This window comes from Tahibacter amnicola (genome assembly GCF_025398735.1).
Taxonomy (GTDB): domain Bacteria; phylum Pseudomonadota; class Gammaproteobacteria; order Xanthomonadales; family Rhodanobacteraceae; genus Tahibacter; species Tahibacter amnicola.
Map to the genome: position 1 here is coordinate 4,736,873 of NZ_CP104694.1, position 24,805 is coordinate 4,761,677.

Below are 24,805 nucleotides of genomic sequence, written 5' to 3' on the forward strand. Positions count from 1 at the left end.
GTCTCGCCGTAAATGCAGACTGGTGCGTACAGTCTGGCGTTGCCAGTCCGGGGAAAACTCACTATGCCACGTCAATTTCTTGTCGGAATTGCGGCCGTCGTGTGCGCGGCAGCTTTTTCCGCTACCGCCCAGGCTCGAACGTTTTTCCGCTCGGGTTTCGAGTCGCCAACCGATATCCCGGCGACCGACGCACAGGCCGCGCGCTTCCTGACCCAGGCGACCTTCGGTCCGACCACCGCCGACATCGCACGGGTACGCACCGTCGGCCTGAGCCGCTGGATCGACGAACAGTTCAATGTTCCCCCGACCACGGCGCGCTCGTACCTGGAAGCGGTCGATGCCGCGAACGGCACTAGCAATGGCATCGGGCACACCCAGCGCTACGATCGCTGGTTCCACACCGCCGCCTACGGCCAGGACCAGTTGCGCCAGCGCATGGCCTGGGCGCTGTCGCAGATTTTCGTCATTTCCGACCAGAACGGCACGCTCGCCGGCGAACCGCTGTATGTCGCCGAATACTGGGACATGCTCGCCCGCGACGGCTTCGGTTACTACCGCCAGCTGCTCGAAAACGTTACGCTCAACCAGTCGATGGGCAAGTACCTCAGCCACTTCCGCAACAAGAAGGCGAGTGCCACTTCCGAGCCCGACGAGAACTATGCGCGTGAAATCATGCAGCTGTTCTCGATCGGACTGATCGAACGCGACCTGGACTTCTCGCCCATCCTCGACGGCCAGAACCAGCCCGTTCCGACCTACGACCAGAACGTCATCACGCAGTTGGCCAAGCTCTTCACGGGCCTCAATTACGCCAACGCGACCAACATCAACAACGGCTCGAACAGCCTGATGCCGATGACCTGCATCACCGCGGAGCACGACTTCACGGCCAAGACGGTGCTTGGCGGCGTCGTGCTGCCGGCGAATGCCCCCAGCTGCCTGGCTGACATCCGCGCAGGGCTCGACCTCATCGCCGCCCACTCGAACGTCGCGCCGTTTATTTCGCGCCAGCTGATCCAGCGCTTCGTCACCAGCAATCCCTCGCCCGAATACATCGAACGCGTGGCCCAGGTGTTCCTCAACAATGGCGACGGCGAGATCGGTGACCTGCGCGCCGTGCTCAAGGCGATACTGCTCGACAGTGAAGCCCGCAACAACGCACCGCCGGCGAACTTCGGCAAGCTGCGCGAGCCGCTGCTGCGACTGACCGCCATGTGGCGCGCCTGGAATGCGCAGCCGCCGCCGACCACGCAGTTCGGCGAGATCAACATGGGTATTCCCGCCTTCGGTAATTACGACTACGGGCAGAAGCCGCTGTCCGCGCCCACCGTGTTCAACTTCTACGAACCGGACTACCAGCCACCAGGCCCCCTGGCGGAAGCACACCTGTTCGCGCCGGAATTCCAGATCATCAACGAGTCGACCACCTACAGCATCTCCAACAGCCTGGCGCGCTACTCCTTCGAGTCTTACGTCGGCATGAGCTCGCCGCCGGCAGACCGCCCGCTGCTCAACCTCACTGCGCTGGCCGCCATCGCGACGCCGGCGGCCATGGTTGAAGACGCGAACCAGCGCATGATGTACGGGGCGATGTCCGCAAACATGAAGACCGCACTGACGAACATGCTCACCTTCATGAACGGCGCCAACAACCTGGAAAAGGCGCGTTCGCTGGTTCAGCTGATCGCCATGTCGCCCGAATACGCCACGCAACGCTGAGGATTTGCCGCCATGTCCAATGAATCGAAATCGCGCCGGCAATTCCTGAAATACCTCGGCGGCGTGCTGTGCGCCGGCGGCGCCAGCGCCCTGATCCCGCAGCTGCGCCTGATGGGCTCGGCAATGGCCGCCACCAATGGCAACGTGCCGGGTTACCGCGCGCTGGTCTGCGTGTATCTCTCGGGCGGCAATGACTCGTTCAATACGCTGATTCCCTACGACACGACACGACACGCCGCCTATACCACCGCGCGCGGCGGTACCTACAACGCCGGAAACAACGCGGCAGGCCTGGGCATCGCACGTACGGACCTGACCAGTGCCGTCCAGATCACCGACTCGGCGACCGGCGCGCTGTACGCGCTCAACCCGGGCAATGCGAACTACCCGGCGGGCATGAGCGATCTGGCGACCCTGTACCGGCAGAATCGCGTGGCCTTCATCGCGAACGTGGGCACGTTGACGCGCCCCATCACGAAGGCCGAGTACACCTCCACCCCTTCGCTGCGTCCGCCGCAACTGTATTCGCACAGCGACCAGGAAAACCTCTGGCACCTGGCGCGAACGACGAGTCATCACCTGGGCTGGGGCGGACAAGTTGCCGACCGCACCCGCCTGAACAACCTCAATCAGGCCTTGTCGCCGTGCATCTCCCTGGCCGGCTCCAATCGCTTCCAGGTCGGCGACGATACCTTCCCGTACCAGATGGCCAGCTCGGGCGTCACCGCGCTGCGCAACATTTACAATAATTCCAGCAGCACAGGCGGGACCTACGGCCCGCAGCGCGCCGGCGCCCTCGACCTGCTGCTGGCGGACGCCAACCCCTCGCCGTTCACCGCCGAATACGGCCGTACGTTCAAGCGCGCGCGCGAGCTGTACGACCTGCTCAGCACGGCGCTGGCCAGCCCGTCCGGCACCATTTCGACGGCCTTTCCGGCAAACTCCTTCGCCGACCAGCTCAAGATGGTCGCGCGGATGATCAAGCTCTCGCGCGATACCGCCGTCAACGTTCAGCACACGCGCCAGGTCTATTTCGTGCGCATCGGCGGCTTCGACCTGCACGACCGGCTGATGGCCACCGACACCAGTGGCCACGCCTTCCTGCTCAATCGCCTGTCGACCGGCCTTGCCGCGTTCTACACCGCGCTGGGCGAAATCGGCGCGCAGAACGACGTGACCACCTTTACCGCCAGCGAATTCGCCCGCACGCTCAGCTCCAACGGCAACGGTTCCGACCACGCCTGGGGCGGCGTGCAGCTGGTGATGGGCGGCGCCGTCAATGGCGGGCGCCTCTATGGCAGCTATCCGGACCTGGTCAACAACGGCGCGATCAGTTTCAGCCGCGGCCAGATGATTCCGTCCACCAGCGTCGACCAGATGGCCGCAACGCTGGCGCGCTGGATGGGCGTGACCACGACCAACGATCTCAACGCGATTTTCCCGAACCTGCCCAATTTCGCCAGTTCCAACCTCGGCTTCATGGCAGCCTGATCCCTTTTCGCGATTCTTAGCGGCGAGCTGGCAGGCACTTCCGTGCCTGCCATTTTTTTGTCGATCTGATACGTATTCGATAGCACGCCTGGCAACCGCCCGCGCGCCGTTGCCGGGCACGTCAACCACGTCCCTCCTGCCGCGTTGAACGAAGCGGGGTGCATGATGCTCGCCATGCATGCACGCCAGGTCGTTCCACTCTGCCAGCCTGGGGATACCCGCCATGAAACACCACGTGCTCGCCGGATTCACGGCGCTCCTGTGCACCGCCGTCTTATCCACTCCCGTAACCGCCCGGACGATCTTTCGCTCGGGGTTTGAAGCCCCCACAGACATTCCGGCTACCGACGCCCAGGCCGCCCGTTTCCTGACGCAGGCGACATTCGGGCCGACTACTGCCGACATCGCCCGCGTCCGGACGATCGGCTTCAGCCGCTGGATCGACGAACAATTCGCTATCGCACCGACCTCGGCAAGAACCTACATGCAGGCCGTCGATGCCGCCAACGGCAACGACAGCGTCACGCACGAAACCCGCTACGACCGCTGGTTCCACACCGCGGCCTATGGCCCCGACCAGCTGCGCCAGCGCATGGCCTGGGCGCTGTCACAGATCTTCGTCATCTCCGACCAGAACGGCACGCTCAAGAACGAGTCGCTGTATGTTGCCGAATATGCCGACCTGCTGGCGCGCAATGCCTTCGGCTTCTATCGCCCGCTGCTCGAAGAGGTGACCTTCAACCAGTCGATGGGCAAGTACCTGAGCCATTTCCGCAATCGAAAGGCCGGGCCTGGCATCGAGCCGGACGAGAACTATGCACGCGAAATCATGCAGCTGTTCTCGATCGGGCTGGTGGAGCGCGACCTGAACTTCGAGCCGGTGCTCGGCGACGACGGGCTGCCCGTTCCCACCTACGATCAGGAAGTCATCACCAACTTCGCCAAGCTGTTTACCGGCTTCAACTACGCGAACGCGACCAACATCTTCAACGGCTCCAACTCGCTCCAGCCGATGACCTGCATTGCGGCCGAGCACGATTTCAGCGAGAAGAAAGTGCTGGGAGGCATCGTGCTTCCGGCCAATGCCCCCAGCTGCGTCGCCGACGTGCGCGCCGGTCTCGACGTGATCGCCAGCCATCCCAATGTCGCCCCGTTCATCGCGCGCCAGCTGATCCAGCGTTTCGTGACGAGCAACCCGTCGGGCGCCTACATCCGGCGCGTTGCCCGGGTATTCCGCGATAACGGCGACGGCGAGGCCGGCGACCTGCAGGCCGTGATCAAGGCCATCCTGCTTGATCCGGAGGCGCGCAACGACGCGCCGCCGGCGAATTTCGGCAAGCTGCGCGAGCCGCTGCTGCGGCTGACGGCCCTGTGGCGTGCCTGGGATGCGCAACCGCCGCCGACCAGCCCCACAGGCGAGATCGACATGGGCATCAAGTTCAACGCGGTGTATGACTACGCACAGCGCCCCCTGTCGGCACCGACGGTGTTCAATTTCTACGAACCCGATTACCAGCCGCCCGGCGCCATGGCCGGGGCCGGCCTGTATTCGCCGGAACTTCAGATCATCAGCGAATCGACGGCTTACTCAATCTCCAGCAGCCTGTCGAAGTATTCCTTCGATGCCTACGTCGGCATGAACTCGCCGCCGAACAATCGTCCACTGCTCAACCTGACCGCCCTGGCGGCCATGAGCTCGCCGGCCGCCATGGTGGATCACGTCAATCAACGCATGCTGTACGGCGCCATGTCGACAAGCCTTCGCGACAACCTGCTGCAACTGCTCGCCGAAATGGGCAACGCCTCCAGCACTGCCAAGGCACGCGCCCTGGTGCTGATGGTCGCCATCTCTCCCGATTACGCTACGCAACGCTGAGGACGCCGCCATGACTCACGACATCAAGACACGCCGGCAATTCCTCAAGCACCTGGGTGGCCTGCTCTGCGCGGGCGGCGCCAGTGCCTTCATGCCGCAGCTCCAGCTGATAGGCTCGGCGACGGCCGCCACCCGCGCCACGGTGCCCGGCTACCGCGCGCTGGTCTGCGTTTACCTCGCCGGCGGCAATGACGCCTACAACACGCTGATTCCCTACGACACGGCCCGCCACGCGGCCTATGTCAGCGCACGCGGCGGCGTCTATCACCCCAACACCAATCCCCAGGGGTTGGCGATTGCACGCGATGCACTGACCAGTGCCGTGCAGATCACCGACTCGGCGACGGGCGCACCCTACGCACTCAATCCGGGCAATGCGAATTACCCGGCGGCAATGGCGGAACTGGCAAACCTGTTCCGCCAGAACAAACTCGCCTTCATCGCCAATGTCGGTACGCTCACCCGCCGCATCACCAAGGACGAGTACAACGCGCTGCCAGCGCTGCGTCCACCGCAGTTGTATTCGCACAACGACCAGGAAAACCTCTGGCACCTGGGCCGCACGACCAACTACGCCCAGGGCTGGGGCGGCCAGGTCGCCGATCGCGTCAGGCTGGACAATCTCAATCAGCAGCTGTCGCCCTGCATTTCGGTCTATGGCGGCACGAACCGGTTCCAGGTCGGGCTGAACACGTTCCCGTATCACATTGACAGTTCCGGCGTGGTGCCGCTGAGCAACATCTACAACGACCCGGACAACGTCGGCAGCCAGTTCGGCATGCAGCTGGACGGCGCGCTGGACCGCATGCTGGCGCAGTCCTATCCGTCGCCGTTCTCGTCGGAATACGCCGGCACGTTCAAGCGCGCCCGGGCTGTGTATGACCTCCTCTACCCCGCGTTGGCGAGTGCTGCCGGACAGATCACAACAGAGTTTCCGTCCAACGACCTGGGTGAGCAGCTGAAGATGGTGGCACGCATGATCCGGCTCTCGCGCGATACGTCGGTGAACGTGCAGCACAAGCGCCAAATCTACTTTGTGCGCCTTGCCGGTTTTGACATGCACGACAAACTGATGAACGGCGACACGGCCGGTCATGCCTACCTGCTCAACGCGCTCTCCAAGAGCCTCAGCGCGTTCTGGCAGGCGATGAACGAAATCGGGGCGCAGAACGAAGTCACCGCCTTCACCATGAGCGAATTCGCGCGCACGCTCAGTTCCAACGGCAACGGCAGCGACCATGCCTGGGGCGGCGTGCAACTGGTGATGGGTGGCGCAGTCAACGGCGGCCGAATCTACGGCACCTATCCGGAGCTGGTGCTCAACGGGCCGATGAGCCTGAGTCGCGGGCAGATGATTCCGACCACCAGCGTCGACCAGATGGCGGCCACGCTGGCCCGCTGGATGGGCGTGACAGGAACCAATGACCTGCGCACCATCTTCCCCAACCTGATCAATTTCGATACCGACAACCTGGGTTTCATGACCGCCTGATGCACGAAGGGCCGTGGACGAGGTACGTCCACGGCCCTGTTTGCGCTTGTCGTCACGCCGTCCAGATGCGCGCGAAAGCGTCCCGGAAGTTGGTGCCCAGGACTTTCTCGGCAATGCGCGGACTGTAGCCGCGCCTGAGCAGTGCGTCTGTCACGGTCTCCAGTTTGCGCGCACTGTTGAGTTCGGGAATGTAGGGTGGACGATCTTCGCCGGGTGCGGAAATGCCCTTGGCCTTGCGTTCGGCGACAGCGGCCCGGATTCCGGCGATGTCCGCCTCGGTGAGCGCGTCAAACGGCACGTCCGAACCGATGCCAACGTGATCCTCGCCGCACACTTTCAGTGCATGGGCCACGTGGGCGATGTAATCCTCGAGCGAGGGCTGGCGACTTTCCTCCGTCAGGAACGGCAGCATATAGATGCCCATCACACCGCCCTTCTCTGCCATCGCCCGCATCTCGCGGTCGAACTTGTTGCGCGGGTGATCGTGCAGGGCGCGACAACCGCCGTGGGTAATCAGGACGGGCTTGGTCGATGCCGCAATCCCCTGCGCAGTCGACGCGGCGTTAGTGTGACTCAGGTCGACGGCCACGCCCAGGCTGTTCATCCGCTCGATTGCCTGGCGACCCAGCGGCGTGAGGCCCTTCTCGTCACCATCCAGGCAACCGACGGCCAGGGGCGAAGTGCGGTTGTAGCTCAGCTGCATGATGCGCACCCCCATCTGGCGGAACAGATCGATGCGATCGAGCTTGTCCTCCAGCGGCGTGGCCGCTTCGAATGAGAAGATGATGCCCAGCTTGCGTTCGCGACGGGCACGATCGAGGTCTTCGGCGCGCAGGATTTTCAGAAATCGATCCGGATGTGCATCGATCAGCCCCTGTGCAGCGGCAATATCCGCCACGGCGGCTTCGAAGTCGCCGTCGGCATTGCCCAGCGTGGCTTTCACCACAGTGACGCCCGAGGCGGCGATGGCTTTGTTCAAGAGGGCGATGTCGTCGCCCACATAGGCCTGCCCGATGGATGCCAGCGCGTTCGCGTCGACGACGAGCGCATTCCGGTAGAGCGCGGCCGCGGCGGAGGCTTCCGGTGCAGCCACTGACCTGGCCAGGACGGTGGGCGCAGAAGCGGCAAACAGGCCCGCACCAAGGAGCTGCGTGAACTGGCGACGGCTGATCAGGGTAGTCACGGGTGATTCCTTGTACGGGCGGAGAAAGGCGTGGAAACGCGGTTGTGCCGGCTTCCCTATCAGCGATAGACTATCACCGATAGATTCGGAGTCAACCGGATGGCGACCCAACGAAAGACACAGTCCCGAAGCACCACCGCGGCAGCATCCCGGCCGCGCATCGATCGCGAACAGGTCGTCCATGCCGCGCTGCAACTGCTGGGTGAAGGCGGCATAGCGGCACTGAGCACGCGGCAACTGGCGCAGCGGCTGGGCGTCAAATCACCCTCGCTGTACTGGCATTTCCGCGACAAGGATGAGCTGCTCGACCTGGTCGCCGACGCGATCTGTGCCGAGGCCCAGCTGCCCGCCAGCGATCTTTCGTTTCGCCAGCGCCTGGAGCAGATCAGCTGGGAGTACCGCCGCATCCTCCTGCGGTACCGCGATGCCCCGGCGCTGTTTGCGGAGCGCCCACCGACCGGCCCGCATCGTCTGCGCCTCTACGATGCCGCCCTCGGGCCGTTTCTCGACAACGGCTTCTCCGCCACCGAATCAGTAGCGATGGCCGCCTTCTTCCGTAACTACCTGCTCGGCATGATTGCCGAGGAAGCCCGTCAGGCTGCGCTGTCGCGGGCACAGCAACAGCGCCTTCCGCAGGCGCTGGCGGCGCAGCTGAAAATGATTCCCGGCAGCGCGGCGCTCTACCCCAACCTCAGCCGTGTGGCCGGTGAGCTGGTGCGTGTCGACCCGGAAGCGCTTTTCGCCATTGGACTGAAAGTCCAGCTCGACGGCATGGAAGCGCGCATGCGTCGCCGAGGAGCCCGTGGTGCACTGACACGCTAGCGGTGTGCAGCGTTCCGCACACGCGCCGCCAGGGCGTCAAGAAAGGCGTCGGGCAATTGCGACAGCACCGGGATCGTCCAATGGTCGTCCGTCGCGAACGGGCGCACCTTCACCGCATCCTTGTCGGTCATCAGCACAGGCATGCCGGGCTCGAAAACGACGTCGGCAGCCGTGAACGCGTGATGATCGGGAAACGGATGGGCGATGACCGCCATGCCCTGCGCGCGAAGCATGTCAAAGAAGCGCGCCGGATTTCCGATACCGGCGACCGCGTGCACCGTAACTCCGGCGAAGGCCGCCAATGGCTGCCGGCGCACCGGTTCCCGCAACGACACGGCCTCGGATGGCACCAGGTGCAGGGCGATTTCGTCGCCGCGCGGCGCGGCACCGTTGCAGATCACGAAGTCGCATTCGGATGCCCGGCTGGCCGGCTCCCGCAAAGGACCCGCTGGCAGCAGGCGGCCATTGCCGAACCTCCGCACGCCGTCGACGACGCAGATCTCGATGTCGCGCGCCAGCCGGTAGTGCTGCAGCCCATCGTCGGCAATCACGACATCGACGTCGTCCGTTCGCAGGAGATACTCGCCCGCGGCCACACGGTCACGTCCGACAACCACCGGCACGCCCGTGCGCTGGTGAATCAGAAAGGGTTCGTCACCAACGAGGGCCGGCGTCGACCCGGCATCAACGCGCTGCACCGATTCGACCGCGCCACCGTAGCCGCGGCTGATCACGCCGGGCCGCAGACCGCGCGCGCACAAGCCCTCGATCAGGCCGATGGTGACGGGAGTCTTGCCAGTTCCCCCCACACTCACATTGCCGACCACGATGACCGGCACCGGCAATCGCCGCGGCTTGAGCCAACGTCGATAACTCCAGCGTCTCAGTGCGCTAACCTGCGCAAAGAGCGTCTCCAGCAGGCGCCAGGCCAGGGGAACCGGTTGATGGCCATACCACACCGCTTCGCGCCGGGTCGCGTCGCGCACGTCAGCTGCCGATATCGTGGAACTGCATGCGGTGCAGCGCGGCGTAATGGCCGCCACGCGCCAGGAGCTCGGCATGACGACCTGTTTCCAGCACACGGCCCTGGTCCAGCACGACGATCTGGTCAGCATGCTCGATCGTGGACAGGCGATGCGCGATCACCAGCGTCGTGCGCTCGCGCATCAGGCGAGACAATGCGTCCTGGATCAGGCGTTCGGACTCCGAATCGAGCGCACTGGTCGCCTCGTCCAGAATCAGGATCGGCGCGTTCTTGAGGATCGCCCGGGCAATCGCGATGCGCTGGCGCTGGCCGCCGGACAGCAGCGCACCGCCCTCGCCCACGGCGCTGTGGATGCCGTCAGGCAGACGCCGGATGAATTCCAGGGCGTTCGCCGCTTCCGCCGCGGCCACGATTTCCGCCTCGCTCGCATCGCCCAGTGCACCATAGGCGATATTGCGCGCAATGGAATCGTTGAACAAAACCACACTCTGGCCGACCAGCGCGATCTGCCGGCGCAGGCTTTCCAGGGTCCAGTCCTGCAACGGCCGGCCATCGAGCAGGATGCTGCCCGACGTCGGTTCGTAGAATCGTGGAATGAGGCTGACCAGGCTGGACTTGCCGCCACCCGACCGGCCGACGAATGCCGTGACGCTGCCCGCGGGGCAATCCAGGTTGACGCCACGCAGCGCGTCTGTGGCAGCGCCCGGGTAGCGCAGGCCCACGTCCTTGAGCACCAGATCGCCCTGGCACCGCGCCGCGGCGAAGCTGCCCTGGTCCGGTTCCGGTTTCGCGTCGATCAGGCTGAAGATGTCCTGTGCCGCGGCGACGCCGCGCTGCATCATGGCTTGTACGGTGGTCAACCGCTTGAGCGAGGGCAGAATCACCAGCATGGCGGTGATCAGCGACATGAAGGCTCCGGCGCTCATCTGCGCCAGGGTCTCCGGCCGCGTCGCAAAGAAGATCACGCCCGCCAGCGCGGTGGCGGCAACCACCTGCACCAGTGAGGTGGACATGGCGTTGGTGGCGGCGACTTTCAGGTTGAGGCGGCGGTTCTGCTCGTTGATCTCGGCAAAGCGGTCCAGCTCGTAGCGTTTGCCGCCATAGATCTTCACTTCGCGGTGACCGCCCACGACCTCCTCGACGATACCCGTCACCGAGCCGACCGACTGCTGGATCCGATGACTGATGCGGCGATAGCGCCGTCCCACGAACCACACGACCACGGCAATCACCGGCGCCATCATGAACAGGGCGAGCGTCAGGCGCGCACTGTGCCAGAGCATCACGCAGATCATGCCGAACACGGTGAGGCTGTCGAGCACCATGACCTTGACTGCCTCGGTGCTGGCGTGTGCGACCTGTTCGACGGTGAAGCTGGCACGGGAGATCAGCTGGCCCGAGGCTTCCCGGTCAAAAAAGGCCGCAGGCATGTCGAGGTAGCGTCCGAACACTTCCTGGCGCAGGCGATGCACCACGCCGCGGCCGACCCGCGCGACACCGTAGTCTGTCAGCCAGGTGGCGACGCCGCGCACCAGGAAAAGCACGACGATGATGATCGGCATCCAGAAGATGACGTCCGGATCGCGCTTGTCGAACAGCTCGTCCAGCATCGGCCGGATCAGGTACGCAAATGACGCTGCCGCCCCGGCGTCCACCACCATGCCGCCAAGCGCCAGCGATCCGATCGGCCAGTGCCGTGCGGAATACCCCAATAGCCGGCGATACGTGACAGCGGCGGTTGCCGCGGCAGCGGTGCTCACTTTTTCGGCGCGCCCTTGGCAGGATCTGTCGACGGCGTGGTCGCGATCGACATGCGCGTGAAGCCGGTCTGGCCCAGGGCGTCCATCACGGTTACCACCGACTGGTGCGGCGTCCGCGCGTCGGCCCGGATCGTCACCGGGCGCGAGCGGTCGTCGCCGGCAACCTGCTGCAGTGCGTCCTTGAGCGTGTCGACGCTGGCGTTGAGCACTTCGTTGTTATCGATGTAGTAGCGGCCGTCGGCGTCGATCTGGATCGTCAGCGACAGATCCTGGCTGGCCTCGACCGGTTCGCTGGCCTGCGGCAAGGTCACTTTCAACCGCGCCCGCTGTTCGAACGTGGCGGTCAGCACGAAAAACATGAGCAAGGTGAGCATGACGTCGATCAACGGGATCACGTTGATCTCGAACTCGTCCTCGCGGCGCGAAGCACCCAGTCTCATCCGTCAGGCCTCAGCGCACGACGCGCACGTTCGCCGCGGCGCCGGCGGGATCGGTCTGCGCAGCCAGCTCGTCCAGCAGTGCCGTGGCTTCCTTCTCCATCTGCACCACCAGCCCCGCCACGCGGGAACGGAAGAAGCGGTGGAACACGTATGCCGGCACGGCTACGACCAGTCCCAGCGCGGTACACACCAGCGCCTCGCCGATACCGCCCGCCATCTGCTGCGCATCGCCGATACCGTGCACCATGACCGCCAGGAACATGCGGATCAGGCCGATGACCGTGCCCAGCAGGCCCAGCAGCGGCGAAATCAGGGCGATGGTGCCCAGGGTGTTGAGGAAGCGTTCGAGCCGGTGGACCAGGTGGCGCCCGGTATCCTCGATACGCTCCTTGATGATGTCGCGGGGCCGGTTGCGCACGTTCAGCGCGGCGGCGAGCAGCTCGCCCAACGGGGAATTCTTCGCCAGCGTGTCGATATGCGCCGGGTCCAGCTTGCGGGTGCGCGCCCAGGTGCGGACCTGTTCGCCCAGTTCCGGCGGCACGACCGCCTTGTAGCGCAGCGACCAGAACCGCTCCAGGATGATGGCCAGGGCCACCGCAGAACACACCAGGATTGGCGCCAGGGCCCATCCGCCGGCCATCAGAATTTCAAGCACGAGCAATCACTCCGCAGGTAGTGCAAATCGTAAGCAGGGCTGGGACGCGGCCGGACCGCGTCGATCAGGCGGATCATACCAGCGAATCCGGCGCGGCTTGTGCGTTCCATTGCACGCCTTCGCTTGCCGCCGGAGGGCTCGCAGGTCGCTGTCCTCGCGGGCCATCGCGGCCGATTTTGCTGCATTGCAGCGACATCTGGGCGGGTCTTGTCCCGCCTGTACGGGACTTCCGTCCTACGCAGGCCGGCGCCGGAGGCGGTAGGATCGCCGCCCTGGTTTGCCATTCCACAGAGGTCCAAAGGCCATGAATCACCGTCTCGCGCTCGCCCTGGCGCTCGCCCTGGGCCTGTCGGCCCCCGTCTTCGCCACAGAAAAGGCGGGTGCCACCGCCTCCGCCACTGCCTCCGCCATGGCCACCAATCCGTTCGCAAAACCCAGCACGCTGCCCTTCTTCTACCCGGCCTTCGACAAGATCAAGAACGAGCACTTCGCCCCGGCGTTTGAAGCCGGCATGGCCGAGCAGCGCAAGGAAGTCGATGCCATCGCCGATGCGAAGGACGCGCCGACCTTCGACAACACCATCGTCGCCCTGGAGCGTTCCGGCCAGCTGCTCAACCGCGTCAGCGTCGTCTTCTACAACCTCACCGGCGCGAACACCAATGACGAACTGGAGAAAGTCCAGTCCGACATGGCGCCCAAGCTGTCGGCGCACTCCGATGCCATCACCCTCAACAGCAAGCTGTTCGAGCGCATCAACACCCTTCATTCCCAGCGCGACAAACTGGGCCTGGATGCCGAATCCAAGCGCCTGATCGAACGCTATTACACCGATTTCGTGCGCGCCGGCGCCAAGCTCAACGACGCCGACAAGGCCAAGCTCAAGGTCATGAATGCCGAGCTCGCCGCGCTGCAGACGCAGTTCGGCCAGAACCTCCTCAAGGAGAACAACGCCTCCGCGCTCGTGGTCGATTCGAAGGACGAGCTCAAGGGGCTGTCCGCCGACAGCATTGCCGCCGCCGCTGAAGCCGCCAAGCAGCGGAAGCTCGAAGGCAAGTACGTGATCGCCCTGCAGAACACGAGCGGCCAGCCGGCCCTGGCGGAGCTGGAAAACCGCGCCCTGCGCGAAAAGCTGCTGAAGGCGTCGCTCTCGCGCGCCAGCCACGGCGGCGAGTTCGACAACCGCGCCATCCTGGCCAAGGTCTCCAAGCTCCGCGCCGAGCGCGCCGCGCTGCTGGGCTACCCGGATCACGCCACGTACACGCTGGAAGACGAGACCGCGCAGACGGTGAAGGCTGTCAACGACCGCCTCGCGCAGCTCGCCCCGGCCGCCGTCGCCAACGCCAAGAAGGAAGCCGCCGACATGCAGGCGGTGATCGACCGCGAAAAGGGTGGCTTCCAGCTGGCCGCCTGGGATTGGGCGTACTACGCCGAGAAGGTGCGCAAAGAAAAGTTCGACCTCGACGAATCGCAGCTGCGTCCGTACTTCGAGATGGACAACGTCCTCAAGAACGGCGTCTTCTTTGCGGCGAACAAACTGTATGGCCTGAGCTTCAAGGAACGCACCGACCTGCCGGTGTACAACCCGGACGTCCGCGTGTTCGACGTGATGGATGCCGACGGCACCCAGCTGGCGATCTTCCTCGTCGACTGGTATGCCCGCGACAACAAGCGCGGCGGCGCGTGGATGAACGAGTACGTGTCGCAGAACACCTTGTTCGGCACCAAGCCCGTGGTGGCCAATCACCTCAACATTCCCAAGCCGCCCAAGGGCGAGCCGACGCTGATGACCTATGACGAGGTCAACACCGCGTTCCATGAATTCGGCCATGCGCTGCACGGCATGTTCTCGAACGTGAAGTATCCGCGCTTCTCCGGCACCAACGTGCCGCGTGACTTCGTCGAGTACCCCTCGCAGGTCAACGAGATGTGGATGACCTGGCCGGAAGTGCTGAAGAACTACGCCAAGCACTACAAGACGGGCGAGCCGATTCCGCAGGCACTGGTCGACAAGGTCGTCGCGAGCCAGAAGTTCAACCAGGGCTTCACCACGACCGAATACCTGGGCGCCGCGCTGCTCGACCAGGTCTGGCACCAGATCAAGCCGGCCCAGGCTCCCACCGCGGACGGCGTGCTCGCCTTCGAAGCCGAAGCGCTCAAGAAGGCCGGCGTGGACTTCGCCCCGGTGCCGCCGCGTTACCGCAGCGCCTACTTCTCGCACATCATGGGCGGCTATTCGGCCGGCTACTACGCCTACATCTGGAGCGAAGTGCTGGACGCGGACAGCGTCGAGTGGTTCCGTGAGAATGGCGGTCTCAAGCGCGAGAATGGCGACCACTTCCGCAAGACCTTGCTTTCGCAGGGTGGCGCGACGGACGCGATGAAGCTCTTCAAGGACTTCCGCGGCCGCGAACCCGACGTCAAGCCGCTGCTGGTGCGTCGTGGCCTGACCGGCGCCGCCGGCCAGTAAGCGGACAGAACGCGCAAAACAAAGCCCTCCCGGCAACGGGAGGGCTTTTCTGTTTCACGTACCCGCGAACCAGTGCACCTGCCGTCGCAAGACAGTTACCGTCAGGCCCCCGGCGAGCGGTTCGGCACCTTGTCCGAATTGAGCAGCCGCTCGATACGCATGAAAACCTCGGCGCGCGAGAAGGGCTTTTTCATGAAATCGTCAGCGCCGATGCGCTGGGCGTAGAACTGCTCCGTCGCCTGCTCGTTTCCGCTGATCATGATGATCGGAATGTGCTTGGTGCGGGCCTCGCGCCGCAACTGGCGCAGGGCGGCAAAGCCGTTCATGCCGGGCAGCACGATATCCAGGAAGATCAGATCCGGCAGCTCGGCAGTGGCGATCTTGATGCCCTGCTCAGCGTTTTCCGCTTCCAGCGTGACGTAGCCGTTCTGCTGCAAGAGCTTCTTGAGCAGTGCGACGATGGTGGGCGAATCGTCGACGATCAGCACGCGCGTGCCTTCGCGGGCACTCATGCGCGGCTTGTCGCGACGCTCCACCGGCTTCGGCTCGCTGCCGAACCATCGACCCAGAAAATCAAACACTCCCACGTGTCAGCTCCCCACCCAGACCACTCCCTCGCCAAGTGTCGGTGTTCTGACGGCAGCCGGTCAAACCCTGGCTTGCCGGAGTGCCCACTGCGTGGCGCTTCCGGCCGGGAAACCGGGGCGACACGCCGGGTCGGGGGCGCCTTCTAGCCGCCGAACAATCTCGACAGGAAGATGGGCAGTACCCGCGGCTCCATTACCAGCATGAACAGCACGCCGTAGGCCGCGCCCCACAGATGGGCGCCATGATTGATGTTGTCCTGCCCGTGTTTGTCCATGTAGATCGAATAGGCGACGTACAGCACGCCAAAGACGATCGCCGGGATCGGCACGGGAATCAGCAGGAAGTACAGCGATTGCCATGGACTGAGCAGGATGAACGCGAAAAGCACCGCCGAGACCGCCCCGGACGCGCCAAGGCTGACGTAGCCGGCATCGTTCCGGTGCTTGCGGTAGCTTGGAATGATCGAGGCCACGATCGCGCTGGTGTAGAAGATCATCAGGGCATAGGGCCCCAGGTGCGCGGCCAGGAACCGTTCCAGATGCGGGCCGAAGAAGAACAGCGTCAGCATGTTCAACAACAGGTGCAGGAAATCCGCGTGGACCAACCCGTAGGTGAACAGGCGCCAGTATTCGCGTTTTCGGGTGATCGCCGGCGGCCACAGGACGAGCTGCTGTTTCAGCGGTTCACTGGTCAATGCCAGGCCCGAAACGATGACGGTGACAGCCAGGATGATGAACGTACTGCTCACGGAAAGGGCCCTACGCCAGACGAGCACGACAAGCTATGGGCAGATGCGTCGTTCGCAACACCCCCGGAATTCACAACATGGTCCCGCGCACGCCGGCGGACGACCACCCCGCCGGCAACCCTGCTCAGCCCTTGGGCTTGAACAGCGCAGCGTCAATCGTCGACCACAGGCTGATGACCCAGCCCAGAAGGAAGAACCACAGGACGCCAGCCAGCACGAAATGGACAGCTGCCGCCAGCAACCGTCCCTGCAGCAGCTGTCCCAGCCCCGGAATGAAGAAACTGCAAAGCGCGGCAATGACGTTGCCGGCCGATCCCTGTCCCGTACTCATGCGTCGTGTGACCTTCTCGTTTTCGCCTTCTGGATCCGGATGTTGCCGCAGACCGCCATGCCCGCGCCGCCGGTTGATTTCGCGCAACCGCGATACTAGCCTGCCGCCTCTTCAACCTGACTCGCTCAGGCCGTTTCACACTAGGAGGAAGTCGCCGTGTCGTCCATCCGTTGCACACTTGCCCTTGCTGTCGGCCTGGCCGTCGGCCATTCCTGTGCGCAGGCAGCCACTCCGGCTGATGCCGATCGTTTCGTCAACGCCATCAACGCGGAAGTGCGTGACTATTACGCCGAAATCACGGCGGCGCAATGGGTATCGGAAACCTACATCAACGCCGATACGGAACTGCTGGTCTCCAAGGCGAACGAGCGCGCGCTTTCGCGCTTGTCCACCAATGTGGAAAAGGCCAAAGAATACGGCGGCATTCCGGGATTGAGCCCGGCCACGGCACGTTCGATCGGCCTGCTGAAACTGCAGACGCCGATGCCGGCGCCGGCCAATCCGGCCAAGATCGCCGAGCTCACCCAGATCGCGTCGCGCCTCAACGCGGCCTACGGCGCCGGCAAGTCCTGCACGGATGAATCCAGGCCCGAAACCTGCCGCAACCTCGACCAGCTTTCGCGCACCATGGCCGACGACCGCGACTGGGACAAGGACCTCGACGCCTGGCTGTCCTGGCACAACGTGGCCCGCGGCATGCGCAAGGACTACGTGCGCTTCACCGAGCTGGTCAATGAAGGCGCACGCGAAATGGGTTACGGCAACGCCGGCGACATGTGGCGCGCCGCCTATGACATGGACGCCGCCGACTTCCGCAAGGAAACGGACCGCCTGTGGAAACAGGTCAAGCCGCTGTACCAGGAACTGCAGTGCTATGCGCGCACGAAGCTGGACCAGCGCTACCCCGGCAAGATGCCCAAGGACGGCACCATTCCGGCGCACATCACCGGCAACATGTGGGCCCAGGACTGGGTGGCCCTGTATCCCCTGCTCCAGCCCTTCCCCGGCGTGTCCAACCTGGATGTCGACGCGGCACTCAAGAAGGAAGGCTATACGCCGGAGAAAATGACCCGCCGCGCGGAAGACTTCTACACCTCGATCGGCTTCCCGGCACTGCCAGCCTCGTTCTACGAACGCTCGCAGCTCAACCGTCCGCGCGACCGCGATGTCGTCTGCCATGCCAGCGCCTGGGACATGAATCTCACCGGCGATGTGCGCATCAAGATGTGCATCAACATCAACGAGGAAGACTTCCGCACGATCTACCACGAGCTTGGCCACGTCTACTACTACCTGGCCTACAACAACCTGCCCCCGCTCTTCCAGACCGGCGCGCACGACGGTTTTCACGAGGCCATCGGCGACACCATCCAGCTGAGCCTGACGCCGGCCTACCTCAACAAGATCGGGCTTTCCGGTGAATCCCGCGAAAGCAAGGAAGCCGTACTCAATGCGCAGATGAAACAGGCACTGGAGAAAATCGCTTTCCTGCCCTTCGGCAAGCTGATCGACGAATGGCGGTGGGGCGTGTTTGACGGCTCGATCAAGCCGGACAACTACAACACCGCCTGGTGGACGCTGCGCCGCCAGTACCAGGGTGTCGCCCCCGTTGTCCCGCGCAATGAAGGCGACTTCGACCCGGGCGCCAAGTACCACGTGCCCGCCAACACGCCGTACATGCGCTATTTCCTCGCGCACATCCTGCAGTTCCAGTTCCAGCGTTCGCTCTGCCAGGCGGCCGGCCACAAGGGACCGCTGCACGAGTGCTCGATCTACGGCAACAAGGAAGCCGGCGCGCGCTACTGGGCGATGCTGCAAAAGGGAACGAGCCAGAACTGGCAGGCGACCCTCAAGGAACTGACCGGCAAGGGCGAGATGGACGCCAGCGCCATCCTCGACTATTTCGCCCCTCTGCACAGCTGGCTCAAGCAACAGAACAAGGGCCGTCGTTGCGGCTGGGAAGGCGCCTGATAATTCGGTAGGGTGTGCATGCCCTCGTCCGCCGGCCCCGGCCGGCGGACTCGCCCGAAAGCCACGCAGCCAAAGGACTCTGACATGCAACGCTGGATCAAACTTCCCGACGGCCGCTTCATCGACGCGCACAAGATCATGTACATCGGCAAGGTTGAGACCTTCCCGCGCATCGACGAGGACGGCAACGATATGGGACAGGGCTACGCCGTCCATATCGGCACCGACATCCCCCGCGAAAACCTCACCACCGTCATGGGCAGCAAGGAAGAAGTCCTGGGCGTGCTCAAGCAGCTGCTGGGCGGCAACAGCCCCACCGCCTGAATGCCTTCACGCGATTCCGATGCCGGGAGCGATCGCTCCCGCGCGGCGCCGTGCGTTATCCCGCCCGCTCAGGAAGGACGCGGCCGAACGGCCACCTCGGTCAGGTCGAAATGCACATACGTGCCGTCGGGAAGATCCTTGATCTGCGAGGCGATCCAGCCCCGGTAGCCCATGACCTTGCGTGGGTCCGCCACCCAGAGGTTGGCCGTTTCATAGTCTCCGCCCAGAACGAACGGGATCTTCGGGAACAGGCGGCAATCGACGGGCAACGGTCCCTTGTCGGCGATCCACTCCTGCAGAAGACTGGCGCCGGTGTAGTAGTCGTAGTCACCCAGCAGTACGCCGATCATTTCATCCAGAGCATCGGCAATCTTTTCGCGTTCGCCCGTGTCGGCATCGAACGTCCAGAATCCTTCCCCGTCGCACGCGAACTGGTTTCCGAACAGGTCCTGTGCAAAAAAGAACAGGTCGCGCGCGAGTTCGCCGTAGTCGGCGATCCAGCCATCGGCACGATTCCAGGACACCGCGTCCAATCCGCCCGCATCAGCTTCGCCGGGAAGCCATAGCAGCGCGCCGCCAAACGCCGCAAAGCCATTCCTGATCCGCAGCAGGTCTTCCACTTGCCTGACCTGTTTCTGGCCGAGCCGGTAGAACGCGGTCAGATCAGCGGCTCGGTGGCTTGATGGGCCAGAAGCGTACCGAAGCAAGGTGTCGACACGTTTCCGGGTCATGGCGTTACATCGGCCGCGGAACGCCGACATCCGCGGCACGCGCCTGCGCCAGTTCGCGCTTGGCCAGGGCGCGGTAAATCCGCCACCCGGCAAAACCCGTCACCGTCAAGGTGGCTGCGGCCACCGCGAGGTACAGCGCGCTGTGCGAGAAATGGATCACGATCACGCCCGCCAGCACCGCGTTGAATACCAGGCTCACAAAAGACTGCATGGACGACGCCCCGCCCCGGTGCTGCGGAAACCGGTCGAGGAGCAGCAGCGTGATCGTCGGAAACGTCATCGAAATCCCGATCGCATGCACGGCGATGGGCAATACCGTCCAGGGCACGGCCGGTTTCGGCAGCAACAGGCAGGTGACGAGGTTGGCGGCCGATGCGGCCAGCATGATGGCGTAGCCCATCCCCACGGTATGCGCCGCTGACAGGCGTCCGGCCATGCGACTGGACGCGAGCGCGCCGACGAACATGCCACTCACGGCCGGCACGAACAACCAGGCAAATTCCTGCGGCCCCAGCTGGAGCAGGTCCAGGATGAAACGCGGCGCCGAGGCGATGTACACGAACAGCGCGCTGAAATTCCCCGTACTGGCAATCACCAACGGCCAGAAATGCGCGTCGCGGGCCATGCCACTGTAGCCGGCATAGAGCGAGCCCAACGACAGCTCCAGGCGCTTCTCGCGCGGATGCGTCTCCGGCAGCAACAGCATCGAGGCCACCAGCAACACCGCGGCCCAGGCAGCCAGGAAATAGAAGATCAGGCGCCATTGCCCCAATCCCAGCAGCCAGCCACCAATGATGGGCGCCACCGCCGGCGCGATGGTGAACATCATCGAGATGTTCGACATCAGGCGCTGCGCCGACGGCCCTTCGTACAGGTCGCGGATGATCGCCCGTCCGACGATCAGGCCGGATCCGGCGGAAACGCCCTGGATGGCGCGGAAGAACAGCAGGCTCGGCAGCGACCATGCCATGGCGCAACCGATAGAGGCCAGCATGAAGATCGCAACACCCCAGAGGATGACGGGCCGACGACCGCGCGCGTCCGACAGCGGCCCGTGGAACAGCGACACCAGGGCATAGGCCATCAGGTAGACCGACAAGGTCTGCTGGACGGCGAATTCATCCACCTGGAACTGGGCGCGGATGGCCGGAAAGGCCGGGAACATCGTATCGATCGAGAACGGGCCGAACATTGCCAGCCCGGCAAGCAGTGGCGTCAGTCCGCGCCGGATCGTCCTGTTCACATCGCTTCCTGGATCAGCCGGCGGCACCGCAGCAATTCTTGTACTTCTTTCCACTTCCACAACGACACAGGTCGTTGCGGCCCTGCTTGGGTTCGGCGCGCCGCTGCGTCTTGGGCGTCAGGCGGGCCTCCAGCCAGAAATCGTGGGCATCCAGCGCGAAATTAGCCATCTGGTCGATCAATTCGTCGCGCTGTTCCTGCGTTTCCACCTCGCTGCCGGTGGATTCGTCGTCCGGCCCGCAGGCCAGCACCTCGACGGCGCGCCAGTCGTCCTGCCATTCCGGATCGTCCAGCAGCGGCAGCCACAGATCCTGGCGCAGGCCGACGCCACGCAGGTAGCCCAGCGCCCAGTCCTGCCCGTAGGACACCACATCGTCATCGAGCTCGAATTCGGTGATCCAGGGGGAAAATTCGGCTCCGCCCTGGGCGAGCACGCCGGCAATGGCGTTGTAGTGCCGGATGACCAGGCCGATGATGTTGTTTGCCTCGCCTTCATCGGCAAAGAGGCTCGCTGCCTCGTCCGGCAGTTCGCTCCAGACGTGTGGCAACCATTCCGAAGGCAGGATCGCCTCCGGGCCGGAAATAAGCGCGGTGGCGAAGCCATCCAGCATTTCCAGGCTCATTCCGTCACGGACAACAGCGCGCTCGTCCAGGAACCGCATCAGTTGTTCGACTTCATCGTCGGTGAGCGGGGACATCAGGCTGGTGGGCTGATTCATGGACTCTTCCTGAGTGCGCCTGCGACGGGGCGTCGCGGGACAGAAGCACATGATGCCCGAATCCTTCGCGTGGCGCCCGCGACCATGGTCGGATCTGGCGTCGCGGGGCGACCTACAGCCTGGCCAGCGCGGCCTCTGCCTGCTGGACCTGTTCAGACCGGCAGGTTGGCGTGCGCCGCACTTCCTCGATCGCACCCCGCAGCAATCCGAACCCCTCGTCGCGGCCCGGGCCATGAATCAGGCTCAGCCCGAGGCTGATGCGGATCTGCGCGAGCTTGGGGTTGCGCGTGTCGTAGATTTCGTTGGAGATAGCCAGCGACTTGCGGAAATCGCGCTCGGCCTCTTCGTAACGGCCTTGCCGAAGACGCAAGTCGCCGCGGCTGCGCAGAACCGACACATGCACGAACGCATCGCCGACGGGGTCATGCTGCACCGTCGTCTCCGCATCGGCCAGCAGCCGCTCGGCCTCGCCCTCCACGCCCGTCTGCCCCAGCGCCATCGCCAGCAACGCCTGCGTGTTGGCGACCCACAGGTGTTTCACGCCGTACACGCTGATGCGCCCCTCCAGCGCACGTCGCAACCATTCCGCGCCGTCCTCGGGCTTGCCGGCGCAGACCAGCGAGATGCCCAGGTCATGCGCGATGGTCAGCGTGGTCGGATGGCGTTCGCCGTTGCGCTGGCGTGACTTGCGATACGTTTCCATCCCGGTCGCCGCAGCATCGTCGAAGCGCCCCATGCCCAGCTGAACGTTGGCCAGCAGCAATTCCGATTCCAGCGACAACGGGTGGTCCTTGCCCAGGCGCCGGTAGCGCAGCGCAAGCGCCTGCTCGGCGTGGACCAGCGACTCGTCGTTGAGCCCCAGCCGCGCCTCACACAAGCCCAGGCCAGAGAGGATCTCCGATTCAATCTCCTCGTCCTGTCCGCCACCACTGTCGCGCAGCGCGCTGTAGGCATCGCGGCAGCCGCGGAAATTCCCGCGCTGCAGGAGGCTCCAGGCCAGGCGTGCATCGATGCGCTCGATCAGGCCACGGTCACCCAGCGGCACTGCATCGGCGCGCAGCCGCGAGAACAGCAACTCCGCCAGGTTGATGTCACCCGCGTTCTGGGCGACGTCGGCGCGCAGGAAACGCGCTTCGAGTGTCGTGGCGTGGCGCGGTCCGCGCGTGCGGGACAATCGCGGCAGCGCGCGTTCAAGAGTTGCTGCCGCCAGATCAAAGCGACCGAGATTGTTGAGGATGCGCCCCAGCTCCAGATCCAGCGCGCCGGCGACTTCGGGGTGATTGGCGAAACGTCGCTCAACCTTCTCCACCGCGCCTTCGACGACGGTGGAAACCAGCACCGAATCGTTGCCGCCCGACCACGGATCGGCCGCGCTCAACAAGTCGCGGCTGATAAAACGATTGACCGTCTCGGTTACCTCGCGCGCCCGCTCCGCCGCGTCGCGCTGCCCGGCAAGCTTGAAGGCAAAGGCCGCGACCACCGCAACAAAGGCGACCACGACCATCGCGCTCGCCGCAAACGCAAACGGATTTCTGCGGACCATCAGGTGCAGGCGGTGCGGCACCCCGCCATGGCGCGCGGTCACCGGCCGATAGGCGAGAAAACGTTCCAGATCCACCTGCATCCCGGCGACCGTCGTGTAGCGATCGCGCGGATCGTCGGCACAGGCCTTGTCGATGACGGCTTTCAGGTCAGACGGCAGACTACCGGGATCCCGCGGCGGATCCCCTGCGCACAGGACGATTTCGCACAACCGCCCCAGCTGCCAGATGTCCGACGATACGCCCACTTCCCCGCCGGCCAGCTGCTCGGGACTGGCGAAGCCCGGCGAGTAGGCCTTGGGCATCTCCGGATCGTCCAACAGGGCCGCGATCCCGAAATCCAGCAGCTTGGGATCTCCGTCGTTGTCGATCAGCACATTGCTGGGCTTGAGATCCCGGTGAATGAGCAGGCGCCCATGCGCGAACTTCACCGCGTCGAGCACGGCCACCAGCAGCGCGACGCGCGCCCGTACACCCAGCTTGCGGCTGGCCACGTGCTGGTCGACCGGCAGGCCGTCGACATACTCCATCGCGAACCACAGGTGGCCACTGGCCGCACGACCGCCATCCACGAGGCGGGCGATGTGCGGATGCTTCAGATTGGCCAGGATCTGCCGCTCGTGCCGGAAGAGCTCGGCGCCCGTACTGTTCGGGGCAGGATCCGGCAGCCATTTGAGGGCCACCGTCTGTTCGTATTCGCCGTCGGCACGCTCCGCGCTATAGACGATGCCCATCCCGCCGCGAGCGATTTCACGATCAATACGGAAGACGCCGACCAGCGTGCCCGGTTGCAACTCGGTGATGGAAAGGCGATCCCGCAGAAGGGTGCGGAACAACGGTCCGCCGAACAGGCTTCCGGGTTCGAGCAGGCGCATGCGGCCGCTCATCGCCGCCCCCCGCCGATGCCCACGACCCGCAGAAGGAAGGACACCTGGCACCGGCGCCCGAGGCGCTCGTCGTGGTTCGCATTCGCCCAGTGCCGCATGACTCCCCCGGTACTTCCCTATTCCGGCTCGCCGAGCACGATCTTCAGGCGATCGCGCGCGCTCTGCCAGAGCCGCTGCGCCGTGCGTAGCGACAAATTCAATGCTTCCGCCGTTTCCGCGTCGTTGAGACCCGCAAAGACGCGACACTCCACGATGCGCACCAATCGTTCATCCGATTGAGCCAGCTCGCGCAAGGCGTCATCAATGGCCAGCAAGTCTTCCGCTTCGCGGTCCGCCGCAAGATCGACATGCCCGAGTGTCGTGTGCTGCGCGCCGCCGCCGCGCTTTGCGGCGACCCGGTCGCGCGCATGATTGATCAAAAGCTGGCGCATTGCCTGCGCTGCCAGTGCAAAAAAATGTGAACGGTTGGTTACGCCGCCGGCGCCGGCGCGTGCGAGACGCTCGTAGCACTCATGCACCAGCCCGGTTGGACTGAGTGTGTTCGGCCCCGCTGCTGTCATCGCGCCCCGCGCAAGCCGCTTCAAGTCGGCGTACAACAAACCGACGACTTCATCCCATGCGCCGTCATCACCCGAACGCGCCCGCTCCAGCAGAACCGTGATTTCGCTCATCGCCCGCCCCTTGGTCGATGTCGAGTCTAGCGCATGGCGGAAACCGGCACTGTCTCGTGTTGTTAATCCAAGTGCCGCGATAACTGTTGATTTTTTGCGACGCACGTCACGTTGCACTGCACCATCGACGGGCCCGTTGGTCAGCGCAAAACCTAGAAAACT

21 protein-coding genes are annotated in these 24,805 nt (G+C 64.4%); 8 read left to right on the forward strand and 13 right to left on the reverse strand.

Annotation, left to right across the window (positions count from 1 at the left end; genetic code table 11):
• The first annotated feature begins 63 nt into the window (after positions 1 to 63).
• From N4264_RS18550 to N4264_RS18565, 4 genes are all read left to right on the forward strand, one after another.
• Positions 64 to 1,719, forward strand: a complete 1,656-nt coding sequence (locus N4264_RS18550) for a DUF1800 domain-containing protein (RefSeq protein WP_261693720.1) — start codon at positions 64 to 66, stop codon at positions 1,717 to 1,719.
• A gap of 12 nt (positions 1,720 to 1,731) precedes the next feature.
• On the forward strand, positions 1,732 to 3,210 hold the full coding sequence (locus N4264_RS18555) for a DUF1501 domain-containing protein (RefSeq protein ID WP_261693721.1): 1,479 nt from the start codon (positions 1,732 to 1,734) through the stop codon (positions 3,208 to 3,210).
• A 223-nt stretch (positions 3,211 to 3,433) separates the two neighbouring features.
• Entirely contained in the window at positions 3,434 to 5,086 is a 1,653-nt protein-coding gene (locus N4264_RS18560; RefSeq protein WP_261693722.1) for a DUF1800 domain-containing protein, read from the forward strand.
• 10 nt (positions 5,087 to 5,096) lie between these two features.
• Positions 5,097 to 6,578, forward strand: coding sequence for a DUF1501 domain-containing protein (locus tag N4264_RS18565; protein WP_261693723.1), 1,482 nt, complete (start codon positions 5,097 to 5,099; stop codon positions 6,576 to 6,578).
• Between the two features lie 52 nt (positions 6,579 to 6,630).
• Here N4264_RS18565 and N4264_RS18570 read toward each other — a convergent pair whose 3' ends face one another.
• Positions 6,631 to 7,761, reverse strand: a complete 1,131-nt coding sequence (locus N4264_RS18570) for a dipeptidase (RefSeq protein ID WP_261693724.1) — start codon at positions 7,759 to 7,761, stop codon at positions 6,631 to 6,633.
• A gap of 99 nt (positions 7,762 to 7,860) precedes the next feature.
• Between N4264_RS18570 and N4264_RS18575 the strand changes: the two genes are divergently transcribed.
• A complete protein-coding gene (locus N4264_RS18575) occupies positions 7,861 to 8,583 on the forward strand; it encodes a TetR/AcrR family transcriptional regulator C-terminal domain-containing protein (protein ID WP_261693725.1) in 723 nt (240 codons plus the stop codon).
• Here N4264_RS18575 and lpxK read toward each other — a convergent pair.
• From lpxK to N4264_RS18595, 4 genes are read right to left on the reverse strand one after another with little or no spacing between them, the layout of a single operon-like run.
• On the reverse strand, positions 8,580 to 9,644 hold the full coding sequence (gene lpxK / locus N4264_RS18580; protein WP_261693726.1) for a tetraacyldisaccharide 4'-kinase: 1,065 nt from the start codon (positions 9,642 to 9,644) through the stop codon (positions 8,580 to 8,582). The genes N4264_RS18575 and lpxK overlap by 4 nt on opposite strands.
• Positions 9,571 to 11,328, reverse strand: coding sequence for a lipid A export permease/ATP-binding protein MsbA (msbA, locus tag N4264_RS18585; RefSeq protein ID WP_261693727.1), 1,758 nt, complete (start codon positions 11,326 to 11,328; stop codon positions 9,571 to 9,573). The genes lpxK and msbA overlap by 74 nt, the downstream gene beginning before the upstream one ends.
• A complete protein-coding gene (locus N4264_RS18590; RefSeq protein WP_261693728.1) occupies positions 11,325 to 11,768 on the reverse strand; it encodes an ExbD/TolR family protein in 444 nt (147 codons plus the stop codon). The genes msbA and N4264_RS18590 overlap by 4 nt, the downstream gene beginning before the upstream one ends.
• Before the next feature lie 10 nt (positions 11,769 to 11,778).
• Positions 11,779 to 12,423 (reverse strand): MotA/TolQ/ExbB proton channel family protein, encoded by a 645-nt coding sequence (locus N4264_RS18595; protein ID WP_261693729.1) that lies wholly within the window; start codon positions 12,421 to 12,423, stop codon positions 11,779 to 11,781.
• Between the two features lie 304 nt (positions 12,424 to 12,727).
• Between N4264_RS18595 and N4264_RS18600 the strand changes: the two genes are divergently transcribed.
• Entirely contained in the window at positions 12,728 to 14,890 is a 2,163-nt protein-coding gene (locus tag N4264_RS18600; RefSeq protein ID WP_261693730.1) for a M3 family metallopeptidase, read from the forward strand.
• Positions 14,891 to 14,991: 101 nt separating this feature from the next.
• Here the strand turns inward: N4264_RS18600 and N4264_RS18605 are convergent, their stop codons facing one another.
• The 3 genes from N4264_RS18605 to N4264_RS18615 form a co-directional block, all read right to left on the reverse strand.
• On the reverse strand, positions 14,992 to 15,477 hold the full coding sequence (locus N4264_RS18605; RefSeq protein ID WP_261693731.1) for a response regulator: 486 nt from the start codon (positions 15,475 to 15,477) through the stop codon (positions 14,992 to 14,994).
• 143 nt (positions 15,478 to 15,620) lie between these two features.
• Entirely contained in the window at positions 15,621 to 16,226 is a 606-nt protein-coding gene (locus N4264_RS18610) for a rhomboid family intramembrane serine protease (protein WP_261693732.1), read from the reverse strand.
• 124 nt (positions 16,227 to 16,350) lie between these two features.
• The gene (locus tag N4264_RS18615) at positions 16,351 to 16,557 is read right to left on the reverse strand and encodes a hypothetical protein (protein ID WP_261693733.1); all 207 of its coding nucleotides are present in this window, start codon (positions 16,555 to 16,557) and stop codon (positions 16,351 to 16,353) included.
• Positions 16,558 to 16,713: 156 nt separating this feature from the next.
• Between N4264_RS18615 and N4264_RS18620 the strand changes: the two genes are divergently transcribed.
• Together N4264_RS18620 and N4264_RS18625 are read left to right on the forward strand one after the other, a co-directional pair.
• A complete protein-coding gene (locus N4264_RS18620) occupies positions 16,714 to 18,528 on the forward strand; it encodes a M2 family metallopeptidase (RefSeq protein ID WP_425508285.1) in 1,815 nt (604 codons plus the stop codon).
• 84 nt (positions 18,529 to 18,612) lie between these two features.
• Positions 18,613 to 18,852: a hypothetical protein gene (locus tag N4264_RS18625; RefSeq protein WP_261693734.1), complete on the forward strand. Its 240-nt coding sequence runs from the start codon at positions 18,613 to 18,615 to the stop codon at positions 18,850 to 18,852.
• A gap of 68 nt (positions 18,853 to 18,920) precedes the next feature.
• Here N4264_RS18625 and N4264_RS18630 read toward each other — a convergent pair whose 3' ends face one another.
• From N4264_RS18630 to N4264_RS18650, 5 genes are all read right to left on the reverse strand, one after another.
• On the reverse strand, positions 18,921 to 19,583 hold the full coding sequence (locus tag N4264_RS18630) for a hypothetical protein (protein WP_261693735.1): 663 nt from the start codon (positions 19,581 to 19,583) through the stop codon (positions 18,921 to 18,923).
• Between the two features lie 4 nt (positions 19,584 to 19,587).
• Positions 19,588 to 20,826 (reverse strand): multidrug effflux MFS transporter, encoded by a 1,239-nt coding sequence (locus tag N4264_RS18635; protein WP_261693736.1) that lies wholly within the window; start codon positions 20,824 to 20,826, stop codon positions 19,588 to 19,590.
• Between the two features lie 13 nt (positions 20,827 to 20,839).
• Positions 20,840 to 21,544 carry a UPF0149 family protein gene (locus tag N4264_RS18640; protein WP_261693737.1) on the reverse strand — a complete coding sequence of 235 codons (705 nt, stop codon included), beginning with the start codon at positions 21,542 to 21,544 and terminating at the stop codon, positions 20,840 to 20,842.
• A 112-nt stretch (positions 21,545 to 21,656) separates the two neighbouring features.
• Entirely contained in the window at positions 21,657 to 23,972 is a 2,316-nt protein-coding gene (locus N4264_RS18645; protein ID WP_261693738.1) for a serine/threonine-protein kinase, read from the reverse strand.
• A 116-nt stretch (positions 23,973 to 24,088) separates the two neighbouring features.
• Positions 24,089 to 24,748 (reverse strand): ECF-type sigma factor, encoded by a 660-nt coding sequence (locus N4264_RS18650; protein ID WP_261693739.1) that lies wholly within the window; start codon positions 24,746 to 24,748, stop codon positions 24,089 to 24,091.
• Between the last annotated feature and the right edge of the window lie 57 nt (positions 24,749 to 24,805).